This is a genomic window from Stenotrophomonas sp. PS02301, from assembly GCF_029959485.1.
Taxonomy (GTDB): domain Bacteria; phylum Pseudomonadota; class Gammaproteobacteria; order Xanthomonadales; family Xanthomonadaceae; genus Stenotrophomonas; species Stenotrophomonas maltophilia_Z.
In genome coordinates this window covers 1-20683 of sequence record NZ_JASCOO010000073.1, presented here as the reverse complement: position 1 = coordinate 20683, position 20683 = coordinate 1, and the positions used below count along the sequence as shown (strand labels likewise).

Below are 20683 nucleotides of genomic sequence, written 5' to 3'. Positions count from 1 at the left end.
CCCCCCCCCCCCCCCGGGGGGGGGGGGGGGGGCGGGCCAGCCCCCCGGCCCCCGCCGCATCAGGCCTTTTCAGCCATCTTCTTGGCCTTCTCGACCGCTTCTTCGATGCTGCCGACCATGTAGAACGCCTGTTCCGGCAGGTGGTCGTATTCGCCATCGACGATGGCCTTGAAGCCACGGATGGTGTCCTTCAGCGACACGTACTTGCCCGGCGAACCGGTGAACACTTCGGCCACGTGGAACGGCTGGCTGAAGAAGCGCTCGATCTTGCGGGCGCGGGTCACGGCCTGCTTGTCTTCTTCGGACAGTTCGTCCATGCCCAGGATGGCGATGATGTCCTTCAGTTCCTTGTACTTCTGCAAGGTCTGCTGGACGCGCTGGGCGGTGTCGTAATGCTCGTGGCCGATGACCAGCGGGTCCATCTGGCGGCTGGTCGAGTCGAGCGGATCCACGGCCGGGTAGATACCCAGCGAGGCGATCGAACGCGACAGGGTCACGGTCGAATCCAAGTGGGCGAAGGTGGTGGCCGGCGACGGATCGGTCAAGTCATCGGCGGGCACGTAGACGGCCTGGATCGAGGTGATCGAGCCGTTCTTGGTGGAGGTGATGCGCTCCTGCAGGACGCCCATTTCCTCGGCCAGGGTCGGCTGGTAACCCACGGCCGACGGCATACGGCCCAGCAGTGCCGACACTTCGGTACCGGCCAGGGTGTAGCGGTAGATGTTGTCGACGAACAGCAGCACGTCCTTGCCCTTGCCGTTTTCGTCCTTCTCATCGCGGAAGTACTCGGCCATGGTCAGGCCGGTCAGGGCGACGCGCAGACGGTTGCCCGGCGGCTCGTTCATCTGGCCGTACACCATCGCGACCTTGTCCAGGACGTTGGAGTCCTTCATCTCGTGGTAGAAGTCGTTGCCCTCACGGGTACGCTCACCCACGCCGGCGAACACGGACAGACCGCTGTGCGCCTTGGCGATGTTGTTGATCAGTTCCATCATGTTGACGGTCTTGCCGACGCCGGCGCCGCCGAACAGGCCGACCTTGCCGCCCTTGGCGAACGGGCACATCAGGTCGATGACCTTGATGCCGGTTTCCAGCAGCTCGGTGGCCGGGGACTGGTCTTCGTACGACGGCGCGGCACGATGGATTTCCCAGGTGTCGCTGGCGGTGACCGGACCGGCTTCGTCGATCGGGCGACCCAGCACGTCCATGATGCGGCCCAGCGTGCCTGCGCCGACCGGCACCGAGATGGCGCGTTCGGTGTTGGTGGCGACCAGGTTGCGCTTCAGGCCGTCGGTGGAGCCCAGCGCGATGCAACGGACCACGCCGTCACCCAGCTGCTGCTGCACTTCCAGCGTGATTTCGGTGTTGTCCACCTTCAGCGCGTGGTACACCTTCGGCACCGACTCGCGGGGGAATTCGACGTCGACGACGGCGCCGATGATCTGAACGATCTTGCCCTGACTCATTGCTGCAATCCTCTAATGTGTGCTTTGACTGTGCGCGTCAGACTGCTGCCGCGCCGCCGACGATTTCGGAGATTTCCTGGGTGATCGCTGCCTGGCGGGCCTTGTTGTAGACCAGCTGCAGGGTTCCGATCAGCTTGTTCGCGTTGTCACTGGCCGACTTCATCGCGACCATGCGGGCTGCATGCTCGGACGCGACGTTTTCCAGCACCGCCTGGTACACCAGCGACTCGACGTACCGCGTCATCACGTGCTCGAGCACGGTCGCAGCGTCGGGTTCGTACAGGTAGTCCCAGTCGTGATGCGCGACCTGCTTCTCAGCAGCCGGCAACGGCAGCAGCTGATCGAAGCTGGCTTTCTGCGTCATCGTATTGATGAAGCGGTTGTAGACCAGGTACACGCGGTCGACCTTGCCGTCGGTGAATGCATCGAGCATCACCTTGATCACGCCGATCAGCTGTTCCAGGTGCGGCACATCGCCCATGTGGGTGACCGTGCCGACCATGTTGACCTTGACGCGACGGAAGAAGGTCGACGCCTTCTGGCCGACGGTGACCACATCGATCTCGGCACCCTTGTCCTGCCACTGGCGCACTTCGCCCAGCATCTTGCGGAACAGGTTGTTGTTCAGGCCGCCGGCCAGACCGCGGTCGGACGAGACCACGATGTAACCGACGCGCTTGACCTCGTCACGCTGGACCAGGAACGGATGCTGGTAATCGGTGCTGGCCTGGGCCAGGTGACCGATCACCTGCTTCATCGCCTGCGCATACGGACGCGACGTCTTCATCCGCTCCTGCGCCTTGCGGATTTTGGAGGCCGAGACCATTTCGAGCGCACGCGTCACCTTGCGGGTGTTCTGCACGCTCTTGATCTTGGTTTTGATTTCGCGTCCGCTTGCCATCTCTTATTCCCGTAGAGCGAAGGGGTGCTCCGCTTTGTCACAGTGAAGCGGGGCAACGCCCCGCTCTACATGCGGCTTACCAGCTGCCGGTGGTCTTGAACTCGGTGATGCCCTTCTTGAAGGCAGCCTCGATATCGTTGTCCCAGCCGCCGGTCGCGTTGATCTTGTTGATCAGCTCGCCCTGGGTGTTGGCGAAGTGGGCATGCAGACCTTCTTCCAGCGCCAGCAGCTTGTTGACCGGCACGTCGTCGAGGTAACCCTCGTTGACGGCGTAGATCGACAGCGCCTGGTTGGCGATGGACATCGGGGCGTACTGCTTCTGCTTCATCAGCTCGGTGACGCGCTGACCGCGCTCAAGCTGCTTGCGGGTGGCTTCGTCCAGGTCCGAGGCGAACTGCGCGAACGCCGCCAGCTCACGGTACTGGGCCAGCGAGATACGGATGCCGCCGGACAGCTTCTTGATGATCTTGGTCTGGGCCGCACCACCGACGCGCGACACCGAGATACCGGCGTTCACGGCCGGGCGGATGCCCGAGTTGAACAGATCGGTTTCCAGGAAGATCTGGCCGTCGGTGATGGAGATCACGTTGGTCGGCACGAAGGCCGAGACGTCACCGGCCTGGGTTTCGATGATCGGCAGCGCGGTGAGCGAGCCGGTCTTGCCCTTGACGGCGCCGTTGGTGAACTTTTCCACATACTCTTCGGACACGCGGGCAGCGCGCTCGAGCAGGCGGGAGTGCAGGTAGAACACGTCACCCGGGTAGGCTTCACGGCCCGGCGGACGCTTCAGCAGCAGCGAGATCTGGCGGTAGGCCACGGCCTGCTTGGACAGATCGTCGTACACGATCAGCGCGTCTTCGCCGCGGTCCATGAAGTACTCACCCATGGTGCAGCCCGAGTAGGCGCTGATGTACTGCATCGCGGCCGATTCGGACGCGGTCGCAGCGACCACCACGGTGTGCGCCAGGGCGCCGTTCTCTTCCAGCTTGCGCACGATGTTGGCCACGGTCGACGCCTTCTGGCCGATCGCGACGTACACGCACTTGATGCCGGTTTCTTTCTGGTTGATCACCGCATCGATGGCCAGGGCGGTCTTGCCGGTCTGGCGGTCACCGATGACCAGCTCGCGCTGGCCGCGGCCGATCGGGATCATCGAGTCGACGGACTTGTAACCGGTCTGCACCGGCTGGTCGACCGACTTGCGCCAGATCACGCCCGGCGCAACGCGCTCCACCGGCGCGGTGGCCTTGGCCGCGATCGGGCCCTTGCCGTCGATCGGCTCGCCGAGCGCGTTCACGACGCGGCCCAGCATTTCCGGACCGACCGGCACTTCCAGGATGCGACCGGTGGTCTTGGCGACGTCGCCTTCGCGCAGGTTCTGGTAATCACCCAGCACCACGGCGCCGACCGAGTCGCGCTCCAGGTTCAGGGCCAGTGCGAAGGTGTTGTTCGGCAGTTCGATCATTTCGCCCTGCATCACGTCGGCCAGACCGAAGATGCGCACGATGCCGTCGGACACGCTGGTCACGGTGCCTTCGTTGCGCGATTCCGCGGCCAGCTTGACCTTCTCGATGCGGTTCTTGATCAGTTCGCTGATTTCGGAGGGGTTGAGCGTGGTTGCCATCGTCAAGTCCTAGTGCCGGCGATCACGCCGGACGTTAAATGAATTCAGTTAGCGAGCGCGGTCTGCAGGCGCGACAGCTTGCCCTTGAGCGAGCCATCGATGACCACATCACCGGCGTCGATCACGGCACCGCCGATCAGCGACGCATCCACTGCGGTCGTCACATCCACCTCGGCGCCGAAGCGCTTGCGCAGCGCGGCCTTGATGGCGTCCAGTTCGGCGCCGGACAATTCGGTGGCCGAGGTCACCGTGGCCTTGACCACGTGTTCGGCTTCAGCGCGCAGCTGGTCGTACATGCCGGCGATTTCCGGCAGCAGCGGCAGACGGTGCGCATCGGCCAGGATGGCCAGGAAGCGACCGAAGGTCTCGCTGGACGATTCCGGCACCAGCATCGCGACGGCATCGCCGCGATCCAGTTCCGGGTTCGACAGCAAGGCCGCCACGCGCGGGTCGGCAGCTACGTGGGCGGAGAACGCAAGCGCGTCCGACCACGGCGCGAACGTGCCTTCGTCGCGCGCGGTCGCGAACGCGGCGCGGGCATACGGGCGTGCAAGCGTGAGGGCCTGGCTCATCGATCAGATCTCCGAGGCCAGCTCGTCGAGCAGCGCCTTGTGGGCGTTGGCGTCGATTTCGCGCTTGAGCAGCTTTTCGGCACCGCTTACGGCCAGCGCGGACACCTGCTTGCGCAGATCTTCACGGGCACGGTTGGCGGCAGCGTCGATCTCGGCGTAGGCCAGATCTTTCTGGCGGTTGGCTTCGACGATGGCTTCATTCTTGGCGGCATCAACGATCTGGTTGGCGCGTGCATGGGCCTGATCGATGATCTCGTTGGCCTTGGTGCGCGCATCCTTCAGTGCATCGTTGACCTTTTCCTGGGCCTGGGCCAGGTCTTTCTGGCTGCGGTCAGCAGCGGCAAGGCCTTCAGCGATCTTCTGCTGACGCTCTTCGATGGCGTTCATCAACGGCGGCCAGATCTTGGTCGCGATGATCCAGATCAGTCCGGCAAACGCCAGTGCCTGGGCAACGAGGGTAAAACCGATATCCATGGGGTTCGCTCAATCTGGGGTGATGGGGTGGTTGCGCCGCCCGAAGCGGCGCAGCCGTCCTTCATCCGCGATCAGGCGCACGAGGCGCCTGATCGTTTCGCTTTCGCTGGATCAGCCCGCAACGGCCGGCAGACGTGCAACGAACTCGCCGATGGTCGGGTTGGCGAAGGCCAGCAGCAGGCCGACGGCGACCGAGATGATGAACGCGGCATCGATCAGGCCGGCGGTGATGAACATGCGGACCTGCAGCACCGGAATCAGTTCCGGCTGGCGCGCGGCCGATTCCAGGAACTTACCGGACATGATGGCCAGACCGAGACCGGCACCCAGCGCGGCCAGGCCGATCATGATGCCGACGGCGAGGACGGTGGAGCTCTGGACTTGGGCGAGGTTGGTCAGGACGGCGAAGTACATGGTTTTCTCCTGGAACTTTGGATAACTAAGGGTTTAGAAACAAACGGATGAAGGGTGAAGCGAAACTCAGTGAGCGTCTTCCGACAGGCTCAGGTACACGATGGACAACATCATGAAGATGAACGCCTGCAGCGGAATCACCAGCAGGTGGAACAGCATCCAGCCCAGGCCGAATGCACCGCCTGCGATGGCACCGGCGATACCCGCACCGCCCAGCACCCAGATCAGCAGGAAGACGATCTCACCGCCGAACATGTTGCCGAACAGTCGCATCGCCAGCGAAATCGGCTTGCTCAGCCACTCGACGATGTTGAGGATCAGGTTGAACGGGAGCATCCACTTGCCGAACGGCGCGGTCAGGAATTCCTTGGTGAAGCCACCCAGGCCCTTGGAGCGCAGCGCGAAGAACAGCATCAGGAAGAACACGCTGATCGACATGCCCAGGGTGGCATTGACGTCGGCGGTGGGAACCGGCTTCCAGAACGCGTAATCATGCGGATGGGCGGCGCCCATCATGCCGGCCACCCACTGGGTGAAGGCATTCATCGGGTAGCCGATGAAATCCGCAGGAATCATCTTGATGAGGTTCATCAAGAGGATCCAGAAGAAGATGGTGATCGCGATCGGGGTCACCAGCTTGCTGGTGCCGTGGTAGGTGTCCTTGGCCTGGCGGTCAACGAACTCCAGGCAGATCTCGACGAACGCCTGCCACTTGCCCGGGACGCCTGCGGTCGCTTTGCGCGTGGCCATCCAGAAGGCGAACACCATGATCAGGCCCATCAGGACCGACGTGGCGATAGTATCCAGATGCAACGCCCACGGGCTGTCACGCATCACCACAAGATTCTGCAGGTGATGTTGGATGTAGGAGGTGGGAGTTAGCGCCTCGCCTGCCATGTGTCCGGAACCTTGAGTTAAATAAATTGGATCAGCGCCTGGCCAGAGCCAGGACCTGGAACATCAACCCGACGGCGATACCAGCCAGCAGCGCCAATGCAGGCAGCTTGAAGACCAGGAACCCCACCATCAGGACGCCGAATACGAGCACCCACTTTGCCACCACCGCCAGGATCAGGCGGGTCATCGCCGAACCTGCCGCCTGCACCCCGCCGCCCAGCGCCATCCGCGCGGCGACCCAGCCGGCTGCAGAAACCGCCACACCGGAGAGCAGCGCCCCCAGAGCGGCCTTCGGGCCTCCCCACAGCAGCAGGGCAAGAGCCAGGACAGCCACTGCAGCCAGCGGGTAAACCGCTGCGCGCAGCATCAGTCGCCGACCCGCGTCAACGGAGTTCAGCACGTGAATGTCCTGCATGGTTGTGAGTAGGAAAGGCCGAGGCCGCAAGCCAGCGCCTCGTCGAGCCGCCAAATTATAGCAATGGGACAATTTGAGAGACAACCGCTGCCTGTTCATCCCGGATGTAAGCCCGCCGTTGGGGGCTTGGGGAAACCTGTTCCACCCTCGGGCCAATCCCACTGCGCAAAGAGGTGCCCGATGCGGCAGTGCAGCATGTTGAACTTTGGTCGCACACCCGGGTCAGACCCATCAGCCTGCCGTTGAATCCTCGTCGGCGTCCCGCGCGCAGGCCAGTACAGGGTGGCCCCGAAGCCCTCTCCGGGGCCACCCTCTTTTTGCGGTGCTGCCTGTTGATCCAGAACCAGGCCCCGCGCGGCCGGTCGTTAACGGTGATTCCACCCGAAAACGGCCACGGGGCAGACCTGTGTGCCCTCTGTCTGCATGAACGGTACACACTGCGTCCACCATACCTTCACGAATGGTGGACGTCGCAGTGGGCAATGTGACGGCACATCACTAGAACCACCGCAAGGACCCCCGATGCGCCCGATGCTCTCCCTGCTTGCCGTGCCAGTCGCTCTGGCCGCACTCTCCTACGCCGCTCCGTCCCACGCCGCCGAAGGCGATGACCGCTTCGCCCTGCGCCTGGGTGCGATGCAGATCGATTCGGACAACACGATCCGTGGCAACACCAACATCGCGGGTCAGGACGTTGGCTTCTCCGAAGATTTCGGCCTCGGTGGCAAGGAATGGGAGCCGCGCATTGACGGCATGTTCCGTATCAGCAACCGCCAGCGCCTGCTGTTCAACTACTTCAAGTACGACAAGGATCGCCGCGAGACCCTCGATCAGGGTGTCAGCTTCGGCGATACCACTGTGCCGGCCGGCAGCTTCATCAAGGGTGAGCTGAAGTACCAGGTCGCCAGCCTGGTGTATGACTACTCGGTGGTGGACACCGAGAAGTTCGACCTCGGCCTGCAGCTGGGTGCCGAGTACGCCAAGGTCAGCACCAAGGCCTACGCCGATGTCGGCGACCTGTACCAGGGCGAGTTCCTGGACGAGAAGGCCGACGGTGTGGCGCCGGTGGTCGGTGCACGCCTGAGCTTCACGCCGTCCGAGAAGTGGATGATCACCTTCCAGGGCCAGTACCTGAACACCAAGTGGGGCAACTTCGACGATTACGACGGCGACCTGAGCCGCGCCAATGCGATCGTCGATTACCGCTTCACCAAGAACTTCGGCGTGTTCGCCGGCTACGACTGGTTCAAGCTGGACGTGGACCAGAGCGGCAGCGATGGCACGATCGGTCTGAAGCAGGAGTTCAAGGGTCCGGTGGCTGGCGTCAGCTTCGTCTTCTAAGCCCTTCGCACTACCTCTCTCCAAGCGCGGCCTCCGAAATATCGGGGGCCGCGTTTTTTTTGTGCGCTTTGTTTTGGGGAGCAACTGCGGGTTGTTTGGGGGTCGGGCACGGACACCCTGTCGTGCGAATGTCCCCCGGCGACGGCCTGTGGCCGCCACCTCCTCCTTGATTTCGCCCCACAGGGTATCCGTGCCCGCCTTGACAGACCTCCGGTGGCCGCCGGGAGGTCAGCAACAAAAAACCCCGGCGTTCACCGGGGTTTTTCGTTGAACCGGAGCCACCACCCGGGGCGGTGATCGACCGATTATTTCTTCTTCGGCATGTACAGATCGGTGATCGTGCCGTCGTAGATTTCCGCGGCCATCGCCACCGATTCGCTCAGCGTCGGATGGGCGTGGATGGTGTGGCCGATGTCTTCGGCCTCCGCACCCATCTCGATCGCCAGGCCGATCTCGGCCAGCAGATCACCCGCGTGCACGCCGACGATCGCACCACCGATGATGCGGTGGGTCTCTTCGTCGAAGATCAGCTTGGTGAAGCCCTCGGTACGACCGATGCCGATCGCGCGGCCGCTGGCGGCCCACGGGAACTTGGCCACGCCGACCTTCAGGCCCTTGGCCTTGGCTTCGGTTTCGGTCACGCCGACCCACGCGATTTCCGGATTGGTGTAAGCCACCGACGGAATCACGCGCGCCACCCACTCCTTCTTTTCGCCGGCGGCCACTTCCGCGGCCAGCTTGCCCTCGTGCGTGGCCTTGTGGGCCAGCATCGGGTTGCCGACGATGTCGCCGATCGCAAAGATGTGCGGCACATTGGTGCGCATCTGGCGGTCGGCCGGGATGAAGCCACGGTCGGTGACCTGCACGCCAGCCTTCTCGGCATCGATCTTCTTGCCGTTCGGCGAGCGGCCCACCGCGACCAGCACGCGGTCGAAGGTGGTCGCGTCCAGACCCGGCTTTTCGCCTTCCACGGCCGCTTCGAAGGACACGGTGATGCCGGCCTTGTCGGCCTTGACGTCGGTCGCCTTGGTCTTCAGGTGGACCTCGACGCCCTGCTTCTTCAGGCGATCGGCCAGCGGCTTGACCAGGTCCTTGTCAGCGCCCGGCATCAGCTGCTCCATGAACTCGACCACGGTCACCTTGCTGCCCAGCGCCGCATACACCGTCGCCATTTCCAGGCCGATGATGCCGCCACCGACCACCAGCAGCGACCCCGGCACGTCGGCCAGTTCCAGCGCATCGGTGGAATCCATGACGCGCGTGTCGTCCCACGGGAAGTTCGGCAGCTTCACCGCCTGCGAACCGGCCGCGATGATGCACTGCTCGAAGCGCAGCAGCTGGGTCTTGCCGTCGTCGCCGACGATCTCCAGCTCATTGGCCGAGACGAACCTGGCCAGGCCCTGCACGGTGCGCACCTTGCGCTGCTTGGCCATGCCGGCCAGGCCCTTGGTCAGCTGGGTGACCACCTTTTCCTTGTAGCCGCGCAGCTTGTCCAGGGTGATGGTCGGCTTGCCGAACTCCACGCCGAAATCACCGGCGTGGGCGACTTCATCGATCACCGCGGCGGCGTGAAGCAGCGCCTTGGACGGGATGCAGCCCACGTTGAGGCAGACGCCGCCGAGGCTGGCGTAACGCTCGACCAGCACGGTGTCCACGCCCAGGTCGGCCGAACGGAAGGCAGCGGTGTAACCGCCCGGGCCTGCGCCCAGCACCACCATCTTGCACTCGATATCGGCCGGCTTGCCCGACGGCAGCGCCGGCTGCGGCGCGGCCGGTTCGGCCGGGGCGCGGTGCGACGGGGTCACCGGCGGCTTGCTGGCCGGAGCGGCCTCGGCCTTCGGCGCTTCCGCCTTGGCCGGCGCGGCAGGCGCGGCGGCCTCGCCTTCGGCTTCCAGCAGCAGCACGACGTCGCCTTCGGAGAGGTTGTCGCCGAGCTTGACCTTGATTTCCTTGACCACACCGGCGGCCGAGGACGGCACTTCCAGCGTTGCCTTGTCCGATTCCAGCGTGACCAGACCCTGGTCCTTCTTCACCGTGTCACCCACGGCGACCAGCAGTTCGATCACCGGGACACCGCTGTAATCGCCGATGTCGGGAACCTTGATTTCAATTGCGGCCATTCGTGTTCTCCTGGTGCTCAGCCGGCCTTGCCGCCGAGCAGTTGCTGCAGTTCGTCGAGCGACTCGTCCAGATCTTTCCAGCGACGGTCGAGCTTCTTTTCCTTGGTGTCGCTGGCTTCGATCAGCAGCGCCACCTGTTTCATCATCAGCCGGCCCGCGCCGCACGCCGGCCGGGTGCCGCTGTAACGCTGGCCGTCCACGGTGAAGGACAGCACGTCACCGTCCAGCACCGGCGCCTTGCGGTCGCCCGGCACCTGCGCGGCCAGCGCGGCCTGCCAGCTGTGCAGCAACCGCTGCGCCAACGGCGCCGGGATGCTGACCTGGTACTGGTCCGGGGCCTGGTCCACACGCAGTTCCACACCGCCCTGGCGGGCGCCGCTGTTCCAGGTGTAGACGCGCTTGTCGGCCCGGCTGTAGCGCAGGGTCCATGCCTGGTCCTGGGAGCCGGGCAGCAAGGCGACGCCGGTCTCCACGCCACTCTTGGGCAGGCTCACCAGTGACAGCGCAGGCTGCACCGTGCCATCGAACAGGGTTTCCACCGCCTGGCCATAGTTGCCGACCGCCGGTGGCCAGCCATGGCCCAGGTCGGACGCGCATTCGCGCGCGCCCGCCTGCGCCATCGGCAGCGCCATCAGCAGCCCGGCCAGGACCAGGCCCTGCTTCACAGCAGGACGCGCCGCATGTCGGCCAACACCTGCGAGAGGTAGGTGGTGAAGCGGGCGGCCAGCGCGCCGTCGATGACGCGGTGGTCATAGCTCAGCGACAACGGCAGCATCAGCTTCGGGGCGAACTCCTTGCCATTCCAGACCGGCTGGATCGACGACTTGGACACGCCCAGGATGGCCACTTCCGGTGCATTGACGATCGGGGTGAACGCCGTGCCACCGATGCCGCCCAGCGAGCTGATCGAGAAGCAGCCACCGCTCATGTCGGCCGGGCCGAGCTTGCCGTCGCGGGCCTTCTTGGCCAGTTCGCCGGACTCCTGCGCGATCTGCACCACACCCTTCTTGTCGACGTCGCGGATCACCGGCACGACCAGGCCGCTCGGCGTATCGGCCGCGAAGCCGATGTTGAAGTACTTCTTCAGGGTCAGGTTCTCGCCGCTGGCATCCAGCGAAGCGTTGAACTCCGGGAACTTCTTCAGCGCCGCGGCGCTGGCCTTGACCAGGAAGGCGAGCATGGTCAGCTTGATGCCGGCCTTCTCGTTTTCCTTGTTCAGCGCCACGCGCAGGGCTTCCAGCTCGGTGATGTCGGCCTGCTCGAACTGGGTGACATGCGGAATCATCGCCCAGTTGCGGGCCAGGTTCGCACCCGAGATCTTCTTGATCCGGGACAGCGGCTGGACCTCGACCTCACCGAACTTGCTGAAGTCGACCTTCGGCCAGGGCAGCAGGTTCAGACCGCCACCGGCCGCCACAGTACCGCCGGTGGCAGCGCCGCCGCCGGCCAGGGCCGACTTGACGAACTTCTGCACGTCGGACTTGGTGATGCGGCCCCCCTTCTCGGTGCCGCTCAGCTGGTTCAGGTCCACGCCCAGCTCGCGGGCGAACACGCGCACGGCCGGCGAAGCGTAGGGCACCTTCTGCGGCAGCACGCTGTCGGCGTTGAAGGCCACCGGCGGGCTGGTCGGCGAGCCACCCGACGGGGCAGCGGCGGCCGGGGCCGGCTGGGTCGGCTTGGCAGCGGACTGCTCGATATCACGGGCGGCCAGCTTGTCCGGCTCGGCCTGGGTGGCGACCGGCTCGACCTTGGTCGCGGTCTCGGCGGCTTCGGCCTTGGCAGCGGGGGCCGGGGCAGCAGCAGCGGCCGGCGCAGCGGCGGCTTCGCTGACTTCGATCAGGGCCACAAGCTTGCCCTCGGAGAGGTTGTCGCCGATCTTGACCTTGATTTCCTTGACGATACCGGCCACCGAGGACGGCACTTCCATCGTGGCCTTGTCCGATTCCAGCGTCACCAGACCCTGGTCTTTCTTGACGGTATCTCCAACGGCGACCAGCACCTCGATTACCGGGATATCGCTGTAGTCACCGATATCGGGGACAAGTGCTTCCTTGATTTCGGCCATGGGGAAAACTCCGGCAATCTGGTGTAGGGAATCGCCTATTGTGGGGGCTTCGCGCGCCAGCGCCAACCAGCTTGGCGAATTTTCAGCGCCGCTGTCCCGGGACAGGCTGTTGCAGGCATCTGCTTTGGCCGGATTGGGCTTGGCACAGTGCAAAGTGGAATTTTCCAGTCGGTACCGTATTGTCCGGCGCTGTCCCCGCCTCAGCGCCGGATGGCATCGGCCAGCGGCTGCCATGCCTCCACCAGCCGAGGCAACGGCCACGCCGCGTTCGCCGGGCTGGTGGAGGGCAGCGACCAGACCGGCACCTCGTGCGCCGCATCAAGCAGCGCCGGCACGATGAAACGCTGGAACGCCCGGTACGCGGTGCCGCCATTGCAGGCGATCGCGCGCAGCGCAGGCCATCCGTCGATCAGTACCCCAAGCGCATTGGGCACTTCACTGCCGCGCACGATCGACGCATCCAGGCTGCCGCGTCGCTCGCACTGCCCGATCACATCCCACACGCCCACACCGCGCGCGTTCAATGCGCGCACGCGATCCGGATAAGGAAGCGCCGCGTCGATCCCGCACAGCACGCCCATCAGCGGCCAGAAACGATTGCGCGGATGGGCGTAGTACTGCCCCGCCTGCAGCGATGCGACACCCGGCATCGAACCGAGTACCAGCACGCGGCAGTCGACGTCCAGCTGCGCAGGGAAGCCGATGCACGTTGTGGTTTCCATCACACCATCACCAGATGAATGAATGTCAGGCATCGCATCATCGCCCGTAAATGCAGCGGTTTCGCACTGATCGCTGAATGGAAACAACTAAATTTTAACGTGCGTCGGATGCGATTCATATTGCGGGGACTACGGTTGCCTCGCCCCACAACACCGGGGCCCAGAACAAAAACATCCTGAGGAGATTCCCCCATGCGCTCCATCCGTACCCTGACCCTGGCTACCCTGACTGCTCTTGCTTTTGCGCCGGCTGCTTTCGCGCAGGACAGCACTGTTGATACCGCTTCTGGCAAGCACTTCGCCGTGGTCGGCGGCGTGTCGCTGCTGCAGCCCAAGAACGATCCGCTCGATGGCGTGCGCAAGGTGGACGGCGGCCCGGCCCCGACCCTGAGCTTCAGCTACTACATCAACGACAACTGGGCCGTGGAACTGTGGGGCGCAGCCGACAAGTTCGATCACCGCGTGCGCGGCACCGATGGCGCCCGCCTGGGCACCGTCGAGCAGCAGCCGATCGCGCTGAGCGGCCAGTACCACTTCGGCCAGGCCGACAACGTGTTCCGTCCGTTCGTGGGCGCCGGTTACTACGAGTCCAACTTCAGCAATGAAGACCTCGCCAGCGACATCGGCCATATCGGCGTCAAGACCGCCAAGGGCGCGATCGGCACCGTCGGCGTGGACATGAACATCAACAGCACCTGGTTCGCCCGTGCCGATGCCCGCTACATGCATTCGCGCCCGGAGCTGACCGTCAACGGTGAAGGCACCGGCGACAAGGCCAAGCTGGATCCGTGGACCGTGGGCTTCGGCATCGGCGCGCGCTTCTAAGCACGCCGTTCCACTTCCACGCAGTACGTACAACGGGCCCCTCGCGGGCCCGTTGTCGTTGTGGGGCCTGCAACGTGGGGCCTGAAACTTTCATCGGGCGTTGCCGGCCGGTGGCCGACACTGGGGTGACGATGGACCGGACCGGTCCGCCCCGGGGAGCCGATGAGCGAATCCTTCGACGTGCTGGTGGTGGGCGGGGGCATCAACGGCGCCGGCATCGCCCGCGACGCAGCAGGACGCGGCCTGTCGGTCTGCCTGTGCGAGCAGGATGACTTGGCCGCGCACACTTCCAGCGCCAGCACCAAGCTGATCCATGGCGGCCTGCGCTACCTGCAGCAGGGCGAGTTCGCGCTGGTACGCAAGGCGCTCAACGAACGCGAAACGCTGCGCCAGCTTGCGCCGCATCTGATCGCCCCGACCCGCTTCGTGCTGCCGCATGCGCGCCATCTGCGCCCGGCGTGGATGCTGCGCACGGGCCTGTGGCTCTACGACCACCTTGGCCATGCCACTCCCCATTTTCCGCGCTCGCAGCGCATCGACCTGCAGCGCGATCCGAGCGGCGCTGCATTGCAGCCCGCCTACCGGACCGGCTTCACCTACGCCGATGCACGCGTCAACGATGCCCGGCTGGTGGTGCTCAACGCGCTCGATGCGCATGAGCGCGGCGCCGACATCCGCACACGCACCCGCTGCGAACAATTGATCCGCCACCACGATCACTGGTGGGCCGTACTGCGCACCGCCAACGGCGACGTGCAGCGCCTCCGCGCGCGCTGCGTGGTCAATGCCAGTGGGCCGTGGGCCGGCACTGTGCTGGAACGGGCCGGACTCGATGCCCCGTTGGGAGTGCGGCTGGTGCAGGGCAGCCACCTGGTGGTGCCGCGCCTGTTCGCCCATGACAGTGCGTACCTGTTCCAGCAACCCGACCAGCGGGTGGTGTTCGCGATTCCGTTCGAACAGGACTTCACCCTGATCGGCACCACCGATACCGACTACGACGGCGACCCGGCGCAGGTGCAGCCCCGCGCCGACGAACAGGCCTATCTGCTCGAGGCGGTGAACCGGTTCGTGCGCGTTCCGGTGCGCGCCGAGGACATCGTATGGCGCTACAGCGGGGTGCGCCCCCTGTTGGCCGATCATCACCGCGATGCATCGCGGGTCACGCGCGACTACCGGCTGGCGGTGGATACGGCCGGCGCGCCGCTGCTGAGCGTGCTGGGCGGCAAGCTGACCACCTACCGCGCACTGGCCGAGGACGCGCTGGGGCGGCTCGCACCCGCGCTGCCGGAGATGGGCGCGGCGTGGACTGCCGGTGGGCCACCGTTGCCGGGGGGCGATGGCGGCACCGCCATAGAGGTGGCCGAGGCGCTGCAGCGTGACCACCCTCGCCTGCCCCCTGCCCTGCTGCAGCGCCTGGCCCGCAGCTACGGCACCCGTGCGGTCGGGCTGCTCGCCGGCGCACAGACACCCGACGCGCTGGGCCAGGACCACGGCGGCGGCCTCTACGACCGCGAACTGGACTACCTCATCGCGCACGAATGGGCCCGCACCGCTGACGACGTGCTGTGGCGCCGAAGCCACCTGGGCTTGCGCGTGGGCGCGGCACAGCGAGAGGCGCTGGCCGCCACCCTGCAGGCGCGTGTTTCAATGCCGTAGGCTGTACGCCTGTCACGCCTCACGGCATCGATTTCCACGGAGCAGACCATGGACAAGCACTACGTGCTCGCCATCGACCAGGGCACGACCAGTTCGCGCGCCATCCTGTTCGATCATGCCGGGCGCATCGCCGGCAGCGCGCAACGCGAGTTCACCCAGATCTTCCCGCAGCCGGGCTGGGTGGAGCATGACCCGCGCGAGATCCTGACCAGTGTCTACACCACGATCACCGAGCTGTTGAACCGCTACCAGGTGGACCCGCGCACGATCGCCGGCATCGGCATCACCAACCAGCGCGAGACCACGGTGGTCTGGGACAAGGCTACCGGGCAGCCGATCCACAACGCCGTGGTGTGGCAGTCGCGGCAGAGCCATGCGATCTGCGAACAGCTCAAGGCCGATGGCCACGAGCCGCTGATCCGGCGCAAGACGGGGCTGTTGATCGATGCCTATTTTTCCGCGACCAAGATCCGCTGGATCCTCGATCACGTCGAGGGCGCACAGGCACGTGCTGAACGCGGCGAGCTGCTGTTCGGCACCATCGACAGCTGGTTGATCTGGAACCTCAGTGGCGGCCAGGCGCACGTCACCGATGTCACCAATGCCGCGCGCACGCTGCTGTTCGATATCCATGCGCTGCAGTGGGACGATGAACTGCTGGCGCTGTTCAACATCCCGCGCGCGATGCTGCCGCAGGTGCGCAGTTCCAGCGAGGTGTATGCCACCACCCAGGCGCAGTTCTTCTTCGACCAGCACCTGCCCATTGCCGGCATCGCCGGCGACCAGCAGGCCGCGCTGTTCGGCCAGGCCTGCTTCGAGCCGGGCATGGCCAAGAACACCTACGGCACCGGCTGTTTCATGCTGATGAACACCGGCGAGAAGGCAGTGGTATCCGAGAACGGCCTGCTGACCACCATCGCGTGGGGCATTGATGGACGTGTGGAGTACGCACTGGAGGGCTCGATCTTCGTCGCCGGCTCGGTGGTGCAATGGCTGCGCGACGGGCTGCGGATGTTCGGCAAATCCAGCGATTGCCAGGCCTATGCCGAGCGTGCCGCGGACAATGGCGGCGTGTACCTGGTACCCGCGTTCGTGGGGCTTGGGGCGCCGTACTGGCGCAGCGATGTGCGCGGCGCGATGTTCGGGCTGACCCGCGGCACCACCAAGGAGCACTTCATCCGCGCGGCGGTGGAATCGATGGCGTACCAGACCCGCGACGTGCTGGCGGCGATGCAGGCCGATGCGGGGATCGAGCTGAAGGAACTGCGCGCCGATGGCGGTGCGATCGCCAATGACTTCATGGCGCAGTTCCAGAGCGACATCCTGGGCGTGCCGGTGCTGCGCCCGCAGGTGGCCGAAACCACCGCGCTGGGCGCGGCCTATCTGGCCGGGCTGGCCACCGGGTTCTGGCGCAGCCGGGCGGAGATCGCCGAGCAATGGGCGGTGGACCGCCGCTTCACCCCGCAGATGCCGGTGGATCAGCGCGAGGCGCTGTACAGCGGCTGGCAGCAGGCGGTGGAGGCGACGATGGGCTTCCGCGTGGGCTGACGCCCGCGTCGGCGATCATTGCCGCGCGGGTGCGGCCAGCCACGCATGGCGTGGCTCTACCGTGGGTGCCGGTCAGAATGCCGGGAGGACCGCACCCTTGTACTTCTCGGCGATGAAAGCCTTCACTTCCGGGCCGGTCAGGGCCTTGGCCAGCTGCTGCACGCGGGCATCGTCCTTGTTGTCCGGGCGGGCGACGAGGAAGTTCACGTACGGCGAATCCTTGCTTTCGATCGCCAGCGCATCCTGGGTCGGGTTGAGCCCGGCATCCAGCGCGTAGTTGGTATTGATCAGGGCCAGATCGACCTGGTCCAGCACGCGCGGCAGCATCGCCGAATCCAGCTCGCGGAACTTGAGCTGCTTCGGGTTGGCGATGATGTCGCGCTGGGTCGCCAACGCATTGGTCGGGTCCTTGAGCGTGATCACGCCAGCCTTGTGCAGCAGGATCAGCGCGCGGCTGTTGTTGCTCGGGTCGTTGGGGATCACCACGTCGGCACCGTTGGGCAGCGCATCAAGCGATTTGAAACGACGCGAGTACGCACCGAACGGCTCGATATGCACGCCGATCACCTTGACCAGGTCGGTCTTGCGGTCCCGGTTGTAGGCGTCCAGATAGGGCTCGGTCTGGAAGTAGTTCACGTCAACCTGCTTCTGCACCAGCTGGTCGTTGGGCTGCACGTAGTCATTGAAGACGCGCACATCCAGGGTCAAGCCTTCCTTTTCCAGGATCGGCTTGACCACGGCGAGGATCTCGGCGTGCGGCACCGCGGTGGCGGCAACCACCAGCTTCTTGGAATCGTTGGCCGGCTTGCCGCAGGCAGCCAGGGCCAGCGAGGCGGCGAGCAACGGGAGCAGCAGGTACTTTTTCATGGGGGCAGCGGGATCCATAAGGGCAGCAACGCCCCACGATACCGCACGCCCCGGCCCTTGCGGAATCCGGGGCATATGACCCCACGGCATGAGCCGATGCCGGCCCGGCCGGCTTACTCGTAACTGGTCAGTGCCAGTGCCAGCAGCGCCTTGGCCTGTTCGCGCAGCATCACCGGCTCTACGATTTCCGCGTCCGAGCCGTAGTGCAGCACGTCCATCAGCAGTTCGCGCGAGACGCTGTAAGGCAGTTTCAACTCATAGCGGCCATCGGGCAGGAAGCGGCCCTGCTGCTTGGAATGCCAATGCTCATCGGCCACCCAGCGTGCGGCCTTGGCACTGAACACGATGGTGGCCCAGCCCTTGGGCGGCCCGGAGAAGATGCCGTAGCTGGCGCCCAGCTGTTCGTCCAGCTCGGTCTCATCCACATCGCGCGCGGTGGTATCGATCACGCGTGCCTTGTAGATGCGGTCCACCGCGAAACTGCGCAGGCCTTCGCGGCCGTGATCCCACGCATCCAGGTACCAGTTGTCGCGGTAGTGGGTCATGCGCTGCGGCGACACGGTGCGCTGGGTGGCCTCATCGGTGGAGCGGGCCCGGTACTCGAAGGCCAGCTGCTTGCGCTCCAGTACCGCCGAGGCGACGGCGCGGAAGCTGGCTTCATCGAACTTGCGGCCGCGGTGCGGAATCACCCGGACCCGGTCAACCGGCCAGGTCGAGACGCCGGCCTGTGCGGCCAGCAGGCCTTCAATCCGCTGCTGCAGCGGGGCCAGCACCGAGGACAGCACGCCGCCCCCCGTGCGCGAGAGCAGGTGCTGGGAGGCCAGCAGCGCGTGCAGTTCTTCCGAGCTGAGCCACAGGCCCGGCAGCTCGAAGCGGTCGCTCTCGTCGGCCTGGTAACGGAAGCCCGCCTCGCCGTCGCCTTCCACCGGGGCCATCAGCGCATCGCGCAGGAAGGCCAGGTCGCGGTAGACAGTCGCGCGGGAACACTCCAGTTTTTCCTGCAGGGCCGCCACCGTTACCGGGTAACGGGCGGACTTGAGCAGGCGATGCAGGGCGTTGATGCGTTCATATCGGTCCATGACCCGATTATGTCCGAGTCGCCGTCGTTGTGGCGGCTTCGGCTGCATCTTCGGCTATCGTGGGGCCCCCACCGCCTGCTGCCGCCCGTCATGCGCCTGTTGCCCGCCCTTGCCCTGTCCGCCGCCGCCCTGCTGCTCAGTGGCTGCGGACGCAGTGAAACGCCCGCGGCTGCGGTGCCTGCCGCGGCCGCACCGGCGGCCGACCCGGTCGGCACCGTGCTGGCCGCCAGCCAGCGCTTCGGCCAACTGCACAGCTTCCACGCGGTGATGAAGATGCAGGGCCCGCGCGCCCTGGAGGCGCAGATGGACTACGTGGCCCCGGACCGCTATCGGCTGATCACCGACGATGGCCCGCAGACCATCATTGGCGGCACGTTCTTCCTGCAGCGTGCCGGCGAAGTACGCCAGATCCCGGTGCCCGAAGGGATGCTGGCCCAGTGGCGCAATCCATTGCCGGCCGATCTGGAGCCGGCACAGCTGCAGGTGCGCGACCTCGGCGAAGACCGCGCCGGTGGCCAGCGCGCGCACAAATACGAGGTGCGCCATGCAACCGCCGCGCCGGATGGCCTGCTGTACTGGGTCAATGCACAGGGCCTGCCGGTGCAGATCGAGCGCAAGGGTGAAACCAACGGGCAGCCGTTCCGGATCACCGTGACCTATTCGCGCTTCGACGACGCCTCTCTGCGCATCGATATTCCCTGAACAGGGGCCGAGGCCGAACGTGCCCTAAAGCCGGGGCCCGTCGCCGAATGTGACGCTGAACGCATCAAGTATCATCCCCCCCTTGTTGTCCCTCCCCCTTGTCCGATCACGGAGAACCGTTGATGTCCCTGCGCGTTTCGTTGCTTGTTCCCCTGCTGCTCTGCGCCCCGGCGGTTTATGCACAGGACGCTGCCGAACTGGCGGCGATGACCTCCCCCTGGAGCGGCAGTGGCGGTGAACTGGGCTTTGCCTCGGCCCGCGGCAACAGCAATACCGAGAGCTTCAACGGTCGTCTGCGCCTGCGCTACACCGACGATGACTGGGTGCACAGCATGGATCTGTTCGGCCTGCGCTCGCGCTCGGAATACACCGATACCAACGACGACGGCACCACCATCCGCCGCCGCAACACCACCGCCAACCGCTACACCGGCAGTGCCGGCAGCGCGCTGCAGCTGGGCGAACACCGCCAGATCACCGCCACGGTGCGTTACGAGCGCGACGATTTCGCCACCTACGACCGCCAGAGCTCGTTCGGTCTGGGCTACGGCACCCGGATCATCGATGCCGAGCGCTTCTACATGGATGCGCAGATCGGCCCCGGTGTGCGCCGCACCCACAACACCGAAGACGACGCGACCCGCACCGGCCTGATCGGCCGCGGCCTGTTCGATCTCAAGTACACGCTGACCCCGAACACCGACCTGGTGAACACGCTGCTGATCGAATCGGGCTCGTACAACACCTTCGCGCAGAACGATTTCGGCGTGTCGGTGAGCATGAACGAACATCTGGCGCTGAAGGCCGGCTGGCAGGCGCGCCACAACAGCGACGTCGCCGATGACAAGCGCAAGACCGACACGCTGACCACCATGAACGTGGTCTACAAGTTCAAGTAATCGGCGCGGGCGCACCGCGCCCACCACGCGATGCAGTGCCGGCCGCTGGCCGGCTCATCGCGTACCTTGTGCAGCATGGACTGCCGGCCAGCGGCC

At 65.4% G+C, this 20683-nt stretch carries 20 protein-coding genes; 6 read left to right on the top strand and 14 right to left on the bottom strand.

From position 1 onward, the window contains the following. Positions 1-59: 59 nt before the first annotated feature. The 8 genes from atpD to QMX81_RS15715 all read right to left on the bottom strand — a co-directional run bounded on the left by atpD (position 60) and on the right by QMX81_RS15715 (position 6748). Positions 60-1466: a F0F1 ATP synthase subunit beta gene (atpD, locus tag QMX81_RS15750; protein ID WP_121040078.1), complete on the bottom strand. Its 1407-nt coding sequence runs from the start codon at positions 1464-1466 to the stop codon at positions 60-62. Between the two features lie 37 nt (positions 1467-1503). Beyond that, positions 1504-2367: a F0F1 ATP synthase subunit gamma gene (gene atpG, locus QMX81_RS15745; protein ID WP_088433765.1), complete on the bottom strand. Its 864-nt coding sequence runs from the start codon at positions 2365-2367 to the stop codon at positions 1504-1506. Positions 2368-2443: 76 nt separating this feature from the next. Then, on the bottom strand, positions 2444-3991 hold the full coding sequence (gene atpA, locus QMX81_RS15740) for a F0F1 ATP synthase subunit alpha (protein WP_088433869.1): 1548 nt from the start codon (positions 3989-3991) through the stop codon (positions 2444-2446). 44 nt (positions 3992-4035) lie between these two features. After that, on the bottom strand, positions 4036-4563 hold the full coding sequence (locus QMX81_RS15735) for a F0F1 ATP synthase subunit delta (RefSeq protein ID WP_088433764.1): 528 nt from the start codon (positions 4561-4563) through the stop codon (positions 4036-4038). Between the two features lie 3 nt (positions 4564-4566). After that, the gene (locus QMX81_RS15730) at positions 4567-5037 is read right to left on the bottom strand and encodes a F0F1 ATP synthase subunit B (RefSeq protein ID WP_088433763.1); all 471 of its coding nucleotides are present in this window, start codon (positions 5035-5037) and stop codon (positions 4567-4569) included. Between the two features lie 111 nt (positions 5038-5148). Further along, a complete protein-coding gene (gene atpE, locus QMX81_RS15725) occupies positions 5149-5451 on the bottom strand; it encodes a F0F1 ATP synthase subunit C (protein ID WP_088433762.1) in 303 nt (100 codons plus the stop codon). A gap of 66 nt (positions 5452-5517) precedes the next feature. After that, positions 5518-6348, bottom strand: a complete 831-nt coding sequence (gene atpB, locus QMX81_RS15720) for a F0F1 ATP synthase subunit A (RefSeq protein WP_282262884.1) — start codon at positions 6346-6348, stop codon at positions 5518-5520. Positions 6349-6379: 31 nt separating this feature from the next. Next, positions 6380-6748: a hypothetical protein gene (locus QMX81_RS15715; RefSeq protein ID WP_172407534.1), complete on the bottom strand. Its 369-nt coding sequence runs from the start codon at positions 6746-6748 to the stop codon at positions 6380-6382. A 537-nt stretch (positions 6749-7285) separates the two neighbouring features. Here QMX81_RS15715 and QMX81_RS15710 point away from each other — a divergent pair. Then, the gene (locus tag QMX81_RS15710; RefSeq protein ID WP_121040084.1) at positions 7286-8104 is read left to right on the top strand and encodes a hypothetical protein; all 819 of its coding nucleotides are present in this window, start codon (positions 7286-7288) and stop codon (positions 8102-8104) included. Positions 8105-8409: 305 nt separating this feature from the next. Here QMX81_RS15710 and lpdA read toward each other — a convergent pair whose 3' ends face one another. From lpdA to QMX81_RS15690, 4 genes are all read right to left on the bottom strand, one after another. Further along, positions 8410-10224 (bottom strand): dihydrolipoyl dehydrogenase, encoded by a 1815-nt coding sequence (lpdA, locus tag QMX81_RS15705; protein ID WP_282262880.1) that lies wholly within the window; start codon positions 10222-10224, stop codon positions 8410-8412. A 17-nt stretch (positions 10225-10241) separates the two neighbouring features. After that, a complete protein-coding gene (locus tag QMX81_RS15700; protein WP_121041253.1) occupies positions 10242-10856 on the bottom strand; it encodes a hypothetical protein in 615 nt (204 codons plus the stop codon). A 29-nt stretch (positions 10857-10885) separates the two neighbouring features. Further along, a complete protein-coding gene (aceF, locus tag QMX81_RS15695) occupies positions 10886-12289 on the bottom strand; it encodes a dihydrolipoyllysine-residue acetyltransferase (protein ID WP_121040090.1) in 1404 nt (467 codons plus the stop codon). 200 nt (positions 12290-12489) lie between these two features. Next, on the bottom strand, positions 12490-13011 hold the full coding sequence (locus QMX81_RS15690) for a DNA-deoxyinosine glycosylase (RefSeq protein ID WP_282262876.1): 522 nt from the start codon (positions 13009-13011) through the stop codon (positions 12490-12492). 192 nt (positions 13012-13203) lie between these two features. On the opposite strand from QMX81_RS15690, the gene QMX81_RS15685 reads away from it, so the two are divergent. The 3 genes from QMX81_RS15685 (at position 13204) to glpK (ending at position 17040) form a co-directional block, all read left to right on the top strand. Continuing rightward, positions 13204-13836, top strand: a complete 633-nt coding sequence (locus tag QMX81_RS15685) for an OmpW family outer membrane protein (RefSeq protein ID WP_019183623.1) — start codon at positions 13204-13206, stop codon at positions 13834-13836. Between the two features lie 162 nt (positions 13837-13998). After that, complete coding sequence (gene glpD, locus QMX81_RS15680; protein ID WP_282262873.1) at positions 13999-15492, top strand: glycerol-3-phosphate dehydrogenase; 1494 nt, start codon at positions 13999-14001, stop codon at positions 15490-15492. Positions 15493-15540: 48 nt separating this feature from the next. After that, positions 15541-17040, top strand: a complete 1500-nt coding sequence (gene glpK / locus QMX81_RS15675) for a glycerol kinase GlpK (protein WP_121040100.1) — start codon at positions 15541-15543, stop codon at positions 17038-17040. 72 nt (positions 17041-17112) lie between these two features. Here the strand turns inward: glpK and QMX81_RS15670 are convergent, their stop codons facing one another. Further along, on the bottom strand, positions 17113-17907 hold the full coding sequence (locus tag QMX81_RS15670; protein ID WP_121040102.1) for a MetQ/NlpA family ABC transporter substrate-binding protein: 795 nt from the start codon (positions 17905-17907) through the stop codon (positions 17113-17115). 113 nt (positions 17908-18020) lie between these two features. Then, positions 18021-18986 carry a YafY family protein gene (locus QMX81_RS15665; protein ID WP_121040104.1) on the bottom strand — a complete coding sequence of 322 codons (966 nt, stop codon included), beginning with the start codon at positions 18984-18986 and terminating at the stop codon, positions 18021-18023. A 90-nt stretch (positions 18987-19076) separates the two neighbouring features. Here QMX81_RS15665 and QMX81_RS15660 point away from each other — a divergent pair, with 90 nt between their 5' ends. Beyond that, the gene (locus tag QMX81_RS15660) at positions 19077-19688 is read left to right on the top strand and encodes a hypothetical protein (RefSeq protein ID WP_121040106.1); all 612 of its coding nucleotides are present in this window, start codon (positions 19077-19079) and stop codon (positions 19686-19688) included. A 122-nt stretch (positions 19689-19810) separates the two neighbouring features. Continuing rightward, a complete protein-coding gene (locus tag QMX81_RS15655; RefSeq protein WP_282262839.1) occupies positions 19811-20587 on the top strand; it encodes a DUF481 domain-containing protein in 777 nt (258 codons plus the stop codon). Positions 20588-20683 lie beyond the last annotated feature (96 nt).

Coding starts and splice junctions, on each gene's coding strand:
- QMX81_RS15665 (WP_121040104.1), bottom strand. CDS start 18,986: ATGGACCGATATGAACGCATCAACGCCCTGCATCGCCTGCTCAAGTCC.
- QMX81_RS15685 (WP_019183623.1), top strand. CDS start 13,204: ATGCGCTCCATCCGTACCCTGACCCTGGCTACCCTGACTGCTCTTGCT.
- QMX81_RS15660 (WP_121040106.1), top strand. CDS start 19,077: ATGCGCCTGTTGCCCGCCCTTGCCCTGTCCGCCGCCGCCCTGCTGCTC.
- QMX81_RS15690 (WP_282262876.1), bottom strand. CDS start 13,011: ATGGAAACCACAACGTGCATCGGCTTCCCTGCGCAGCTGGACGTCGAC.
- lpdA (WP_282262880.1), bottom strand. CDS start 10,224: ATGGCCGCAATTGAAATCAAGGTTCCCGACATCGGCGATTACAGCGGT.
- aceF (WP_121040090.1), bottom strand. CDS start 12,289: ATGGCCGAAATCAAGGAAGCACTTGTCCCCGATATCGGTGACTACAGC.
- QMX81_RS15710 (WP_121040084.1), top strand. CDS start 7,286: ATGCGCCCGATGCTCTCCCTGCTTGCCGTGCCAGTCGCTCTGGCCGCA.
- QMX81_RS15735 (WP_088433764.1), bottom strand. CDS start 4,563: ATGAGCCAGGCCCTCACGCTTGCACGCCCGTATGCCCGCGCCGCGTTC.
- atpA (WP_088433869.1), bottom strand. CDS start 3,991: ATGGCAACCACGCTCAACCCCTCCGAAATCAGCGAACTGATCAAGAAC.
- atpB (WP_282262884.1), bottom strand. CDS start 6,348: ATGGCAGGCGAGGCGCTAACTCCCACCTCCTACATCCAACATCACCTG.
- atpG (WP_088433765.1), bottom strand. CDS start 2,367: ATGGCAAGCGGACGCGAAATCAAAACCAAGATCAAGAGCGTGCAGAAC.
- atpE (WP_088433762.1), bottom strand. CDS start 5,451: ATGTACTTCGCCGTCCTGACCAACCTCGCCCAAGTCCAGAGCTCCACC.
- QMX81_RS15730 (WP_088433763.1), bottom strand. CDS start 5,037: ATGGATATCGGTTTTACCCTCGTTGCCCAGGCACTGGCGTTTGCCGGA.
- QMX81_RS15670 (WP_121040102.1), bottom strand. CDS start 17,907: ATGAAAAAGTACCTGCTGCTCCCGTTGCTCGCCGCCTCGCTGGCCCTG.
- QMX81_RS15655 (WP_282262839.1), top strand. CDS start 19,811: ATGTCCCTGCGCGTTTCGTTGCTTGTTCCCCTGCTGCTCTGCGCCCCG.
- QMX81_RS15700 (WP_121041253.1), bottom strand. CDS start 10,856: ATGGCGCTGCCGATGGCGCAGGCGGGCGCGCGCGAATGCGCGTCCGAC.
- glpK (WP_121040100.1), top strand. CDS start 15,541: ATGGACAAGCACTACGTGCTCGCCATCGACCAGGGCACGACCAGTTCG.
- atpD (WP_121040078.1), bottom strand. CDS start 1,466: ATGAGTCAGGGCAAGATCGTTCAGATCATCGGCGCCGTCGTCGACGTC.
- glpD (WP_282262873.1), top strand. CDS start 13,999: ATGAGCGAATCCTTCGACGTGCTGGTGGTGGGCGGGGGCATCAACGGC.